This is a genomic window from Rhodococcus triatomae (assembly GCF_014217785.1).
GTDB classification, from domain to species: Bacteria; Actinomycetota; Actinomycetes; order Mycobacteriales; family Mycobacteriaceae; genus Rhodococcus_F; species Rhodococcus_F triatomae.
Window position 1 is genome coordinate 4281449 of the sequence record NZ_CP048814.1, and the last position, 13122, is coordinate 4294570.

General features: G+C 63.9%; 12 protein-coding genes and 1 pseudogene. 11 read left to right on the forward strand and 2 right to left on the reverse strand.

All coding sequences use genetic code 11. From position 1 onward, the window contains the following. Window positions 1–37: 37 nt before the first annotated feature. Window positions 38–2716 (forward strand): fumarate reductase/succinate dehydrogenase flavoprotein subunit, encoded by a 2679-nt coding sequence (locus tag G4H71_RS20355; protein ID WP_072740127.1) that lies wholly within the window; start codon window positions 38–40, stop codon window positions 2714–2716. A gap of 94 nt (window positions 2717–2810) precedes the next feature. Here G4H71_RS20355 and G4H71_RS20360 read toward each other — a convergent pair. Further along, window positions 2811–3604 (reverse strand): annotated as a pseudogene (locus tag G4H71_RS20360) (crotonase/enoyl-CoA hydratase family protein). Window positions 3605–3719: 115 nt separating this feature from the next. On the opposite strand from G4H71_RS20360, the gene G4H71_RS20365 reads away from it, so the two are divergent. The 4 genes from G4H71_RS20365 to G4H71_RS22985 all read left to right on the forward strand — a co-directional run bounded on the left by G4H71_RS20365 (window position 3720) and on the right by G4H71_RS22985 (window position 7678). After that, window positions 3720–5054 carry an NtaA/DmoA family FMN-dependent monooxygenase gene (locus G4H71_RS20365; RefSeq protein WP_072740116.1) on the forward strand — a complete coding sequence of 445 codons (1335 nt, stop codon included), beginning with the start codon at window positions 3720–3722 and terminating at the stop codon, window positions 5052–5054. A gap of 43 nt (window positions 5055–5097) precedes the next feature. Next, window positions 5098–5874 (forward strand): SIR2 family NAD-dependent protein deacylase, encoded by a 777-nt coding sequence (locus tag G4H71_RS20370; RefSeq protein WP_072740115.1) that lies wholly within the window; start codon window positions 5098–5100, stop codon window positions 5872–5874. Window positions 5875–5930: 56 nt separating this feature from the next. Next, entirely contained in the window at window positions 5931–7145 is a 1215-nt protein-coding gene (locus G4H71_RS20375) for an RHS repeat-associated core domain-containing protein (protein WP_254777852.1), read from the forward strand. A 239-nt stretch (window positions 7146–7384) separates the two neighbouring features. Beyond that, window positions 7385–7678, forward strand: a complete 294-nt coding sequence (locus tag G4H71_RS22985; protein ID WP_496560007.1) for an immunity protein TriTu family protein — start codon at window positions 7385–7387, stop codon at window positions 7676–7678. Window positions 7679–7796: 118 nt separating this feature from the next. Here G4H71_RS22985 and G4H71_RS20380 read toward each other — a convergent pair whose 3' ends face one another. After that, window positions 7797–8015: a hypothetical protein gene (locus G4H71_RS20380; protein ID WP_139183357.1), complete on the reverse strand. Its 219-nt coding sequence runs from the start codon at window positions 8013–8015 to the stop codon at window positions 7797–7799. Window positions 8016–8068: 53 nt separating this feature from the next. Here G4H71_RS20380 and G4H71_RS20385 point away from each other — a divergent pair, with 53 nt between their 5' ends. The 6 genes from G4H71_RS20385 (at window position 8069) to G4H71_RS20405 (ending at window position 12231) form a co-directional block, all read left to right on the forward strand. Then, window positions 8069–8674 (forward strand): RNA 2'-phosphotransferase, encoded by a 606-nt coding sequence (locus G4H71_RS20385; protein WP_083343328.1) that lies wholly within the window; start codon window positions 8069–8071, stop codon window positions 8672–8674. Continuing rightward, window positions 8667–9095 (forward strand): hypothetical protein, encoded by a 429-nt coding sequence (locus tag G4H71_RS20390; protein WP_072740113.1) that lies wholly within the window; start codon window positions 8667–8669, stop codon window positions 9093–9095. The genes G4H71_RS20385 and G4H71_RS20390 overlap by 8 nt, the downstream gene beginning before the upstream one ends. 67 nt (window positions 9096–9162) lie before the next feature. After that, on the forward strand, window positions 9163–9411 hold the full coding sequence (locus tag G4H71_RS22970; protein WP_425503989.1) for a DUF7660 family protein: 249 nt from the start codon (window positions 9163–9165) through the stop codon (window positions 9409–9411). Window positions 9412–9450: 39 nt separating this feature from the next. After that, window positions 9451–9855, forward strand: a complete 405-nt coding sequence (locus G4H71_RS20395; RefSeq protein ID WP_072740112.1) for an Imm50 family immunity protein — start codon at window positions 9451–9453, stop codon at window positions 9853–9855. A 788-nt stretch (window positions 9856–10643) separates the two neighbouring features. After that, window positions 10644–11000: a hypothetical protein gene (locus tag G4H71_RS20400; RefSeq protein ID WP_139183356.1), complete on the forward strand. Its 357-nt coding sequence runs from the start codon at window positions 10644–10646 to the stop codon at window positions 10998–11000. Window positions 11001–11086: 86 nt separating this feature from the next. Next, window positions 11087–12231 (forward strand): IS3 family transposase gene (locus tag G4H71_RS20405; RefSeq protein ID WP_185280474.1). Its coding sequence is split into 2 segments (ribosomal slippage): window positions 11087–11354 and window positions 11354–12231, totalling 1146 coding nucleotides; the frame shifts between segments, so codons are not numbered across the junction. Window positions 12232–13122 lie beyond the last annotated feature (891 nt).

A 13122-nucleotide genomic window follows, 5' to 3' on the forward strand; every position in this document is an offset into this window, starting at 1 on the left:
CGCCGCCCAGACCTACCTGGCCGCGCGCCCGGACGTGATGCAGGCACCCGCGCTCGACGAGGCCGTCCGCATGGACTGCGACGTACTGGTGATCGGTGGTGGCACCGCCGGAACGATGGCCGCACTGACCGCCGCCGAGAACGGCGCGAACGTGCTCCTGCTGGAGAAGGCCCATGTACGGCACTCCGGTGCACTCGCAATGGGCATGGACGGGGTGAACAATGCCGTCGTCCCCGGCAAGGCAGAGCCCGAGGACTACGTCGCCGAGATCACCCGCGCGAACGACGGAATCGTCAACCAGCGCACCGTCTACCAGACGGCGACGCGCGGATTCGCGATGGTGCAGCGGCTCGAGAAGTACGGAGTGAAGTTCGAGAAGGACGAGTACGGCGAGTACGCCGTCCGCCGAGTCCACCGCTCCGGCGCCTACGTGCTCCCGATGCCCGAGGGCAAGGACGTGAAGAAGGCGCTCTACCGGGTGCTGCGGCAACGGAAGATGCGCGAGCGGATCCGGATCGAGAACCGGTTGATGCCGGTCCGTGTGCTCACCGACGGTGGCCGGGCGGTCGGCGCGGCCGCACTGAACACCAGGACCGGCGAGTTCGTCACGGTGGGCGCGAAGGCGGTGATCCTCGCGACCGGCCCGTGCGGTCGCCTCGGGCTGCCTGCCTCCGGATACCTGTACGGCACCTACGAGAATCCGACCAACGCCGGCGACGGGTACTCGATGGCGTACCACGCCGGAGCCGAGCTGAGCGGGATCGAGTGCTTCCAGATCAACCCGCTCATCAAGGACTACAACGGGCCAGCCTGCGCGTACGTCGCGAATCCGTTCGGCGGCTACCAGGTCAACGCGCAGGGGGAGCGGTTCGTCGACTCGGACTACTGGTCCGGGCAGATGATCGCGGAGGTGCGCCGCGAGATCGACTCGGCTCGCGGACCGATCTATCTCAAGGTCAGCCACCTTCCCGAGGAAACCCTGGACACGCTCGAATCCATCCTGCACACCACGGAACGCCCCACCCGCGGCACCTTCCACTCCGGCCGTGGACACGACTACCGCACCCACGACATCGAGATGCACGTATCCGAGATCGGTTTGTGCAGCGGTCATTCCGCGTCCGGAGTATGGGTGGACGAGAACGGGGCGACGACGGTTCCCGGGCTGTATGCGGCCGGCGACCTGGCGTGCGTGCCGCACAACTATATGATCGGCGCCTTCGTGTACGGCGATCTCGCGGGCGCGCACGCGACGTCGACGCTGACGGACGTCGCCGCCCCGACCGACCTCCCCACGGACCAGGTGGCCGACGCCCACGCGCTGATCTACCGGCCGCTGCTGAACCCGGACGGTCCACCACAACCACAGGTCGAGTACAAGCTGCGCCGCTTCGTCAACGACTATGTGGCACCGCCGAAGACGGCCACGAAGCTGTCGATCGCGGTGGAGACGTTCGAGCGGATGAGCCGCGAGATCGAGGAGATGGGCGGCCACACTCCCCACGAGCTGATGCGCTGCGCCGAGGTGAGCTTCATCCGAGACTGCGCGGAGATGGCGTCGCGCAGCTCACTGACCAGGACCGAGAGCAGGTGGGGGCTCTATCACGAGCGCGCCGACCTGCCCGAGCAACTCGACGCCGAGTGGGGCTATCACCTCAACCTGCGCCGCGGCGCCGACGGCGAGATGGAGTTCCTCAAGCGGCCCGTCGCGCCGTACTTCGTCCCGGTGCCAGGGTTCGACACCCTGCCGCCGCAGGACCAGTCGGTGGTCCCGGTCCGCCAGCCCGACCTGGTGGGCGGGCGGCCGCCCGTGGCGGCCCGCGACCGGGTGGCCCGGCCGGAACGCACAGAGCCGTCGTCGCCCGAGATCGTCGCGGTGCTCGCCCTGGACGCGCCGGACGTCGGGGAGTTGGCGCCGTTCCTGGCCTCGACGGACGCGCAGGTCCGTGCGACGGCGCTGTCGGTGCTCACGGAAGGAACGCCCGAGGGGTTCACCGGTGTGTTGATCACCGCCCTCGGCGATCCGGACCTGGCCGTGCGGCGGAAGGCGGCGGAGTCGCTGCGCGAGCTCGTCGAGGTGCTCGGCGATGTCGGCGGTCTGGTCGGGTTCGCAGGGTCGCCGGACCCGGTGGTGCGCGGCGCCGTGGTGGATCTGTTGCGCGCGCATCGGGCGGGGACGAGAGAGACGTTCCTCGTGGCCCTGGCGGACGAGGATCACCACGTCCGGATCGAGGCGGTGCGGGCCCTGGTGTCGCTCGACGTCTGGGTGGACGTCGCCGGTGCCGCCGAGGATCCGGATCGTCAGGTGCGGGTGGCGGTGGCGCACGGACTGGCGACGATCGGGGCGGGGGGACGGGACGCGGTGCGGTCTCTCGTCACCGACCGGGACGCGCTGGTTCGGGCCGCGGCGCTGGCGGCGCTCGCCTCGCTCGGGTGCGAGAGCACCGACGCCGAATCCGCGGTTGCCGCACTCGGGGATTCGGCGTGGCAGGTGCGTCAGGGCGCGGCGCGGGCGTTGGCCGTCGCCGACCTCGTGGTCGCCGTCCCAGCGCTCGCGAAGGCGCTGGAGGACCCGCACCTCGATGTCCGCAAGGCGGCCGTCATGGCCCTCGCGGAACGGGCGGCGTCGCCGGAGGTTCGGGAGGCGCTGGCCCGGGCACTCGAGGATCCGGACGCGGACGTCCGGGCGTACGCGCGGAGGGGGCTGTCGGAATAGCTCTCGCGGAACAGTTCTGGCCGGATCCGCGGACGTATCCCGCACCGTGCTCTGGAACCTTCGGGAGCGCGGTGCGGACAATGTCCGCGGACAGTCAGCGGCGAGGCCCGAACTCGGGGGTGGGCCCGGCGGTCCCGGCCTTGCGCGCGATCGTGTGGTTCCGTCCGGTGAGAAGTCGCAACTGCAATAGCGTCTCCACCGCGAACGCGGCCCGAGGGGAGCGGTGCCAGGTGTTCTGGAACAGCTTCTTGGTGGCGGCGACGGAATCGGGGGAACGGGTCGCGATCCGGGCGGCGAGTTCTTCGGCGTCGGTGAGCGGATGCTCGGAGACGCCGCTCACGAGCCCCCACTCGTGGGCGCGCCTCCCGTCGAACATCTCCCCGGTCATCGTCAGGCGCTTGGCCAGATCCATCCCCACCAACTCGCGCAACGTCACCGAGCCGGTCATGTCCGGGATCAGGCCCCACTTCGCCTCGAGTACCGAGAGCTCGCAGTCCGGTGTGCTGAACCGGAAGTCGGCGGCGAGCGCCAGTTGCAGGCCGCCGCCGTAACACCGCCCGTGCAGGACGGCGATCACCGGGACCGGTAGTGAGCGCCATGCCCAGCAGGCTCGTTGGAAGAGGTTCGTCTTCTGTCCGGGAATTTTCGCGAAGGCGAGCGCCAGGCGGGCCGGATTCTTGCCGACCGACGCGAAATCGAGCCCGGCACTGAAGGCCGCACCGTCGCCGCGCAGGATCACCGCGCGTACGTCCCGACGTCGGCGCACTGTGCGCGCGGCGTCGACGGACCGTCCAGCATGTCCAGGTCGAGCCCGTTGAGCTTGTCCGCGCGGCTGAGCGTGACGTAGGCAAGGGACCCGTCGAATCGGACGGTGACTCTGTCGGACATGGTGCTTCCTCCGCGGGTTGGGCCGGGTCTCGTGGCCGAGTATTCGGGATCGAGCGGCGCGCGGCCAGTAGGCGAGGGCACCCGAGGGTGTACCGATGCGACTATCGTTCGTCGCGTGTCGAGGAGTGAGAACCGAGTACGTGAGCGAGGAGAAGACGCACGCAGGCTCCACATCGGCCTGTCGTTGGCGCCGACGTGGCTGTCCGGGGAAGGCTGGCGCCGCGAGGACAGCAGGGTGGCGGAACTCTTCGACAGCAACCTCTACGTCGATCTCGCCCGGCGCGGGGAGGCCGCCGCGCTCGACTTCGTGTTCAAGCCGGACTCGCTGTTCGTCGACCCGGACACGCTCGCCGGCTCCCCGGGGTTCAGCAGCCTCGACCCGACCGTCCTGCTGGCCACGCTCGCGCGGGAGACCAGCAGGATCGGGCTGGTCACCACCGCGTCCACCACGTTCAACCCGCCGTACGTCGTTGCCCGGCAACTGCAGTCGCTGCACTGGGCCAGCGAGGGACGCGCCGGGTGGAACATCGTGACCTCGCTCGACGGTCAGGGCAATTTCGGTGTCACCGAGATGCCGTCCGCGCGAGACAGGTATGTCCGCGCCGCCGAGTTCACGCACGTCGTCCGGAAGCTGTGGGAGAGCTATCCGCACCGGGCGATACACGAGGACCGAGCCGGCGGGGTATACGCGGACTCCGCACAGGTGAAGGCGATCGACCACCAGGGTGAGCACTTCCGGGTGGAGGGGCCGTCGACGGTGCCGACACACCCGTCGGGTGAGATCCCGTTGTTCCAGGCGGGCGCGTCGCCGGACGGACGCGACTTCGCCGCCTCCGTCGCCGACGCGGTGTTCGCGGCCTCGCCCGACATCGAGGCGGGAACGGAGTTGCGGGAGGACCTACGTGCCCGTGCGGTAGCTCACGGCCGGGATCCTGATTCTCTCCTGGTGCTGCCCGGGCTCAGCATGTTCCTCGGCAACACATCGGCGCAAGCACGGGAGCTGCATCGAGCCACATATGCGCGGTTGAATGCGGAGCGTAGGTTCGCGTCCATCGAGTCCGCGGTGGGCCTGGATCTGCGGGCCGCGGATCCGTCGAGTCCGGTCCCGGTGGAGGGTCTCGCGGACCCGGACCGGCCGGTGCGCAGTAGAACTCACTCCGACCTGTTCCGTCGGTTCATTCTCCGAGAGCGGCCCACCGTGGCGCAGTTGCTCGAGCGCCCCGAGGTGGTGGCCTCGGCGCACTGGGTGGTGGTCGGCACGCCGGACGACGCCGTACGGGAGATCGTCGACCGGGTCGCGCACGGCCTCGACGGCTTCATCGCGCTGCCGGGAGGGTCCTGGGAGTCGATCGACCTTTTCTTCGATCAGGTGATCCCGCGCCTGGTGGACCTGGGGCTGTTCCGGTCGGAGTACGCCGGGCGGACGTTGCGGGAGCACCTCGCCGAGTAGCGGTCGACGAGCCGACGTACCGATTCGTCGCCATACTGGACCGATGACGAGTGCAACTCCGGCCGACATCGCCGAGGCGTGCCGATCGGCGCGGTCGGTGGCGGTGCTGACCGGGGCGGGCATGTCGGCCGAGAGCGGGATCCCCACGTTCCGCGATGCTCGGACAGGCTTGTGGGAGCGCTTCGATCCCACCCAACTCGCCACTCCGGACGCGTGGCTCCGTGACCCGTCGTTGGTGTGGGCGTGGTACCAGTGGCGGGCCGCACTGGTGCGCCGCGCCGCGCCGCACGCGGGTCACCTCGCGCTGGCCCGCTGGCAGTCCGGTTCCGGTTCCGATGCCGTGACGGTCGTGACCCAGAACGTCGACGATCTGCACGAGCGGGCGGGCACCGTGGTCGCCGCACACGTGCACGGGAGCTTGTTCGCGCCGCGTTGTTCGCTGTGCGAGCAGCCCTTCGACGGAGTGCCCGAGTTACCGGAGGAACCCGTCTCGTCCCTGCGTCCGCCGCGGTGCGACGCGTGCGGGGGAGCGGTGCGTCCCGGTGTCGTGTGGTTCGGCGAAGGGCTCCCTCCCGAGGCCTGGGAGGTGGCAGAGCACGCGGCGAGCACCGCCGACGTGGTCCTCGTGGTGGGTACCTCGGGTGTGGTGTATCCGTTCGCCGCCCTGCCGGAGATGGCTCGTGACGCCGGAGCCGTGGTGGTGGAGATCAATCCCGAGCAGACATCTCTCAGCGCTGTCGCGCACCACTCGTGGCGTACCACCGCTTCCGCGGGGCTCTCGGCGCTGGTGCAGACTCTCGCGGTTGGGGCGGACGAGTAGAGGTTCTCCCCGCTCCATCACACCTGATCACGAGGCCTTCCTGCTGCTACCCTGACGTGGCAGGTCGGATCACCTCCGTCGTCGACAACGGCGCAGCCGTCGAGCGGTATGCGTACGACGCGCTGAGCAACGTGGTGACGCAGGAAGCGGCCACAGTGATGGTGGACGACGACGGTACGCGCGAGTACTGCGGCAGCCTGTTGATCCGCGACGGCCGGACGCGTTTCCATTACGACGAGGCCGGTCGACTGGTGCGCAAGGTCACCACTCGGCTGTCCCGTAAGCCGGATGTGTGGCACTACCGGTACGACGCGTTCGATCAGCTGGTCGAGGTGACGACGCCGGACGGGGCGCGGTGGCGCTACACGTACGACGCGCTGGGCCGCCGCACGGGCAAGGCACGGCTCGCCGAGGACGGGGGAGTGTCGGAGCGGACTTCGTTCACCTGGGATGCGACGACTCTCGTCGAGCAGAACACGACCGAGGCGACGACGCGCTGGGTGTATCAGCCGGGGACCCACACTCCGCTGACGCAGACGCGGGTGCCTCTCGACCCGAACGATCAGGCTGCGGTCGACGCCGAGTTCCATGCGATCGTCACCGATCTGGTGGGCACACCGACCGAGTTGGTCGATCCGGTGACGGCGGAGGTCGAGGGCCGCTCGACCACCAGCCTGTGGGGTGTCACGGCCTGGGCGGGTGCGGCGGCGACGCCCATCCGCTTCCCGGGCCAGTACTTCGACGACGAGACCGGCCTGCACTACAACCTGCATCGCTACTACAACCCCGATACGGCGCGGTACACCACGCCCGATCCGCTGGGACTGGCTCCCTCGCCGAACCCGAACAGCTACCCGCACAACCCGACGGCCTGGACGGATCCGTTGGGGTTGATGCCGGACGGTTGTGAGCCGAAGTCCAACTCCGAAGTCCGACAGTGGTATAACGATCAGGTGTCATCGATTCCCGAGTTGAATCGAGAGTGGACTCAATCTGGAATTCCTCTGGAGCAACGTGCACAGATGGCTGCGGAGATACGACACGACGCAAGGATTCGGGCGCGTGAGATGATGGCAGATCCGTTCGAAGTTGAGCAACTGAGGGCACGTGATCGGCAAGTCTATGGAAATCCAGACGGCCCGACATTCGACCAACTTGTCGAGAAGTCTCGCAGTAAGGGAATGGCGGGTGACGAAATATACAATTACATTATTGGAAGCTCAAATCGGACGAATGCAGAAGTAAATCGACGTCTACTGGAAGGTGGCTGAATTGACTCACCCAATCTTGCTCAGATCCATTACGTGGGAGTCGACGGGCGATGCCGTGCACCCCTACCGCTGCCAGTTGGACGGAAGCCTATTAGCCATCCAGATAGGGGATTTTCCCGAAGAATCGATGTATACGCTGAGTATTGACGGCGAGCCTGCTGTTGAATTCGATGACTGGCCGAGGACGTGGCGGCGATAACATCCTCAGAGGGAAGTCGCATGGCTTTCTTGATTGACGATTGGCTTCGGGACAAGAAATCGCTATTGGAGTCGTCACGATCCGCGACAGTAGCAGCACAATACGAACCGAGTTCGATCGGCGTGCGATCGTTATTTATCTCGATGTGAGTGATCGGATCGGGTCTCTCGTGTTGTGGGATAATGGCCCAGCGGAAGTACAGGTCGGTTCAGTCGCGGACGGTTCCGTTGTGGTGAATCGAACAGCACATTGGCACTCTGAACAGGAAGCTCTCGACGTAGCGGACGAGTTCTTGGCGTCTGTAATCGAGTTCCGTGGAAGCTCGGACAGATGAGGAGACTCGGTAGCTGCACGTCAGTCGATACCTCGAGGGATCCCAACGCTCGTGTCAGGAACTAGCGTCCATAAGTAGAATACGGAGACCCACGATGTATGGGGATCAAATGCTCCCTTCAGATTTCTCTGTGCCACGAGAGTTCCTTGCGCTTCAGGATGCGCAAGTCGAGGCGCTCGGTCCGTGGCTTTTTCCTGGAGAAGATATTCTGACTTGGAGGCTTCGGGGTCTGAGAGAGAGATTTCCAGAAGCGGTTCTTCTCCCGTTTGCGCAGCGGCTCGACAACGATGATATCGCCTGTTGGACACCCCCTTTTCCGTCCGTGTGCGTCCTTCATGACTTCTCCACCTGGGGCTGGGAGAGAAGGAAAGAGTATGCGGATGTCAGAGAATGGCTGCACTGGGCAGTCGACGACATTCTGGATGCGCAAATATGACACCCTCGAAAACGATCCGGATCAGCAAGGAAGCGTCCCGCCTGCTCAGGCACTGTGCTCACGAGCTTTCGGGCGGACTCGATGCGGAAGGCTGGGCTGATCTGGACGACGTGGTGGCAACTATTGTCCAGAATTTGAATCTTCCTGCTGAAGACAAACACGACGTGCGCCTTGTTCTCGAAAGTGAGGGCAACCAACGTCACGAGACGTCGGGCGATCGTATACGAGCCATATACGGGCATTCGGGCAGCCTTGGTGTCCACTATGTGGCCAGAAAGCCGCCGACTGATCTCTTCCATGCCAGCCCCGACGTGAACCTGTCGGCGATCCTGGACGAAGGGTTGATGCCGCGATCACGCCAGTACGTGCACATGTCGACAAACGTGGATATGGCGAAGCGTCGGGCGCAGCACCACCGTTCGAGTCTGGCCGTTCTCGTAGTCGACGCCGAGGCTGCGGTGCGAGAATCAGGTATCGAATTCTTCTCACCGGACGGCGAGATCTGGCTTGCGAAGCATGTTCCGGCGAAGCATATTCGAATCGTAAGCAGTAGTGGATGACGAGATACGGGGCCAGCTCAGTGGTGCGGGTCTCGAGTTGCTGGGTTCGCAGTATGTCGCGGGCACACTGACGCCGGAACAAGCATGGAGGATGGTGATCAGCGGCAACGCCGGCCTGTGGGTGACGGTGAGCGACGATGCCGACCGCCGTCTGGATACGGTTAACGAAAACTGGCACAAGCTGTCTGAAGATCTGGGCTTGATCGGCTCGGACGGTGAGTTCCTGTTGAGCCTTCCAGGGCCGGGCGCCTGGGAGAAGCCGTGGTATCGGGTTCGGAAGGCGAGCGAGTTGAGGATGGCGCAGGTGTTGGCACCGTATCCTGGTGAGCCCGAGTACGTCACGGCCTCATTGAGGGGATTTCCGGTGGTCGGAGTGACTTCCGAGGAGAACGCGACATGGATTCTTGTCTTCGAGGGCTGAGTCGTGAATACGTGCTCGATCAGAGGGATGGCAGTCGGCACTCGAGATTCACAGGAAGTGGAACAGTATGGCCGAAATTAGACTCGACCTCGTGAACAGCCGAGAGTCTTTTGTCGAACTGGTGAGGAACATTTCCGCAGATGTGGCTAGAGATAGCGGCGCTTTCGAAAATGTGAGCACCGCAGACTACCTGGAAGCGTTGGCCGCGTGGGTTGAGGATATGGATGGGCGCTCTCACCGGTTCAACGAACCGGCCCCCGGGCCTGATTGGAGATTCTTTGCAATGTCACTTGTCGCGGCGCTCGATTATGAATAGTGGAAATCTTCATCTGTCGTTTTATCTGGAGGATTCACTGTGAGTTGGGTTGATGCACTGGCCGATTCCCAGCCCATAGTCCGAGTATACGGTGATGGTATCCCTTCGCTAGTGGGGATAAGTATTCACGAAGTAAGGTTCGACAGGAACGCGTCGACCATCTATTTGCGCTTCGACCTCTCCTCGTTCCCGGAACGGCCTCCAGTGAAATGGACTGCAGCCGGATCGAACACGGTGCAACTGGAACTGAGATTCTCGGGAGTGAGGTCGGTCAAGCTGGAGGGATGGAGCAGTGAGATGTTCGCCGATCTCAGAATCGAGAGGAAGGGCCCATCGACGGTCGTCGCGTGGGTGGAGCCGGCACCGCACATGGAGATCGTCGCCGAGTCGGTGTTCGTCGCACGTATCCAGGCGTACATCGACTCCACACGGCAGCGGGAGTGACACCGGAACGGCGGTGGTCGACGGACGCTCGGACCCGATCCGGTGCGGCTTGACATGGAAGTATGGACGAGACAGCCGTTCCGGCCCTTCTCGAAGCCGAAGGTGAATGGTATGTACTCGATGGGCACGTGTGAGAGCTGTGGCCAAGGAGACGTCGAGGCTGTCGTTCTCGAAAGCCAGCGAGTAGTGCTGATATGCGACGAATGCTCCATTGTCTGGTGTGATCCCGCGGATCTCGGTACCGATCGCGTGTCGGTACCCCGTCCTCCGGACTGGCTGGTATGCGGAGGTGACCGGGCGAAACCGGGGACTGTTCGCTCGGCGACGGGTGCCGACTTGGCACGAGCTGGTTGGAGTAGTGGTGAGCTCTCGCGAGTTCCTGCGCCGCAACCGGTCGTTGTGCGTAGTAAGTACCCGATACCTGATTACCACGCAGTGCTCCAACACGCTGTCGACTGGTCGCGTTCGCGCGGCGCCGCCGAACGGTACGGAGACGCAGTTCTCGCCACGCTGAATATACGCTTGGCAGCGGCTTATGACGGCGAGCCGATTGGCAGGGAGCTCTATCAATCGGCAGGGGAGGGCTGGGTCGATTTCAGTGCGTTTCGGCCTCGACGAGATTCTCGTGACCGTCACTCCGGGGCGTTGAATGCTGATGGTCAAGCACTTCGCGACGCCTTGACATTCGGAATCGAGCAGATCGGAACTCGGCCACGTCCCTGGTGTGAGATCCCTCCAATTGTTCGGAATCCTTCCGCAGGTGACTATGAGACGAAGGCGAGCGGCACGTGAGAGTGAAGCTGAAGCCCGAAACCGAGAGGATCTCGCAGCGCCTCGGCAGAATTCCGCTCTCCGACGGCGACGTGGCCGACGTGATAGAAATACTTATCGGCGTTAGCGGACGATCGGAGTATCGGATCGTAGACCCGGACGGCGGGAGCTTCCTCGCCTCGGTTGCAGATTTCATAATCGTGTCAGCTGTCACGCCCAGCGGCTGGGCGATACTCCCTCAACTGTCCGGGGGACTCCAAGTCACGTTCCCAGAATTCGCGGAAGTCGGATTCTGGGAGAGGTACTTCGACGGCGACCCTGCTGCCGTTCAGATACACGACGACGTGTTGGCCCATGCCCTTTCAGAGGATTGAGTTCTGGCGTGTCCCCTGTGAGTAGGTCCGGGTTGTTCTAGAGTCCTAATTGCCCTGGTGAGGGCGAAGAAGGGACGATAGAGATCATGGCGGGACGCAAACGTCACTCGGCAGAGGACATCGTGCGCAAGCTGCGCCGAGCCGACGAGTTGGCAGCGGAAGGCAAGAACGGCGAGGAGATCGCCGCCGCGCTCGAGGTGTCGGCGGCAACGCTGTACAACTGGCGTCGCCAGTACTCCGGTATGGACGCCGATGCCGCGAAAGAACTCAAGGAACTGCGGGAGCAGAACAGCCGGCTCAAGCGGTTGCTCGCCGATGCCGAGTTGGAGAAGGACGCGCTGCGGGAGATCGCCAAGGGAAAATTCTGAGCCCGACCGCCAAACGCGCCGCGATCACCATGCTCACCGGCACCCTGCAGATGTCGGAGCGGTTCGCGTGCAAGGTTGTTGGGCTCTCCCGATCGGTTTACCGACGGCTGCCGTTGGCGCAGACACCGGACGACCCGGATGCCGATCTGCGCGCAGAGTTGCGCAGGTATTCCTGCAAGCATCCACGGCACGGGTTCCGTCGGGCGTGGGCGTGGCTGCGCTACGACCAGGGCGTCGCGGTGAACAAGAAGAAGGTGCACCGCCTGTGGAAGGAGGAGGGACTACAGGTGCGGCGTGCTCCACGCCGCAAGCGTGCCGGCCGGTCCTCCGTTCCGGTCGTCGACGCGGATGCTCCGAATGTTGTGTGGGCATTGGACTTCCAGTTCGATTCGACCGTCGACGGCAAGGCGGTGAAGATCGCGTCGATGGTCGACGAACACACCCGGATGTCGTTGTTGAACATTGTGGACCGCTCGATCACTGCAGATCGATTGATCGAGGGCTTGGAGAAGGTGTTCGCGATGTGGGGTGGGCCCCCGCTCGTGCTTCGCATGGACAATGGGCCTGAGTTCATCTCAGAAGCCCTGCGAGCCTTCTGTGCTGGGTCGGTGGGGGTGTCCTACATTCCGCCGGGCACGCCATGGAACAACGGGTTCATCGAGTCCTTCAACAACCGGCTGCGCGACGAGTGCCTCAATCGCAACTATTGGCCCACCTTGCTCGAGGCCCGCGTGGTGATCGAGGATTTCAAGGACGACCACAATCACCGACACCGGCATTCGGCACTGGGTTACAAGACCCCCGCCGAGTACGCTGCCGGATGCACCCACCAGCACCAGCCCGTGGCGTGCGAGATCGACTGATCGACTGCACGTAGGAACCGGCTCTAGAACCGACCGGACCGACTATCGGGGACCTGCCAGTTCCGGTTGATAATGACAACACTCGTGGAGATCCTGGAATCTGAAATTCTGCTGACTGGATGCGACGTCGATTTCTACAATCCTCTCCTGAGTGAGGGTGGGTTTGCAGAGTGCTCGATCGTAGGTCTGAGGTTCGACGTCGTACGTAATCGGGTCGGCGCAATTGTTGATCTCAAGAATTCGCTACAACTGGATCCCAACTCCAATACGGGTGTTATTGTATTCGATAATGTAGAGAATTTGAGCTGGAATGGTGCTCGAACGGATCTACCCTTCATTGCGCGTGTCGTTGTCGGGTCGACCCCTTCTGTTTCGGAAGGTCGATACGAGTTGATCATGTCGTGTAGTGGTGCTGCCCGATTGATACTTCAAGGGTCTGGTGCGGTGTTCTTTCGTGGGACTGCCCCGGGTATGGACGCGGCGCCGCCTGACTTCGGCTCCGCGTCAGTTACGGAAGTTGTCGAGGGGGTTCAGTCCTGGGACACAAGTATCGAGATCCAGGGAGCCTCGACTACGTGAGATACGGACGCGAAGGCGCCACTTCTCCAGGCGGCATTTATGACAACGACGGGGAGTGAGGGTTCCTCGGAGACTGGTGAATGAAGAAGGAGCGTGTAGACAACCGATGTATGGAGATGAGTCAATTCCGGCAGATTTTATCGTGCCGAGGGAGTACCTTGCCCTGCAATCTGCTCGAGTGGACGAGATCGGCCCTTGGTTCTTCCCTGGAGAGCAAAGTCTGGAGATGCGGATTCGTGGCCTGCGGGAGAGATATCCCGAAGCGGTTCTTCTGCCATTCGCGAAACGCATGGACAACGACGATATCGCATG

Excerpts from the sequence above, each read along its gene's own strand:
- G4H71_RS20355 (WP_072740127.1), top strand. The coding sequence starts at position 38 with ATGCAGGCACCCGCGCTCGACGAGGCCGTCCGCATGGACTGCGACGTA.
- G4H71_RS20370 (WP_072740115.1), top strand. The coding sequence starts at position 5,098 with ATGACGAGTGCAACTCCGGCCGACATCGCCGAGGCGTGCCGATCGGCG.
- G4H71_RS20380 (WP_139183357.1), bottom strand. The coding sequence starts at position 8,015 with ATGAAGGACGCACACGGACGGAAAAGGGGGTGTCCAACAGGCGATATC.
- G4H71_RS20385 (WP_083343328.1), top strand. The coding sequence starts at position 8,069 with ATGGCTGCACTGGGCAGTCGACGACATTCTGGATGCGCAAATATGACA.
- G4H71_RS22970 (WP_425503989.1), top strand. The coding sequence starts at position 9,163 with ATGGCCGAAATTAGACTCGACCTCGTGAACAGCCGAGAGTCTTTTGTC.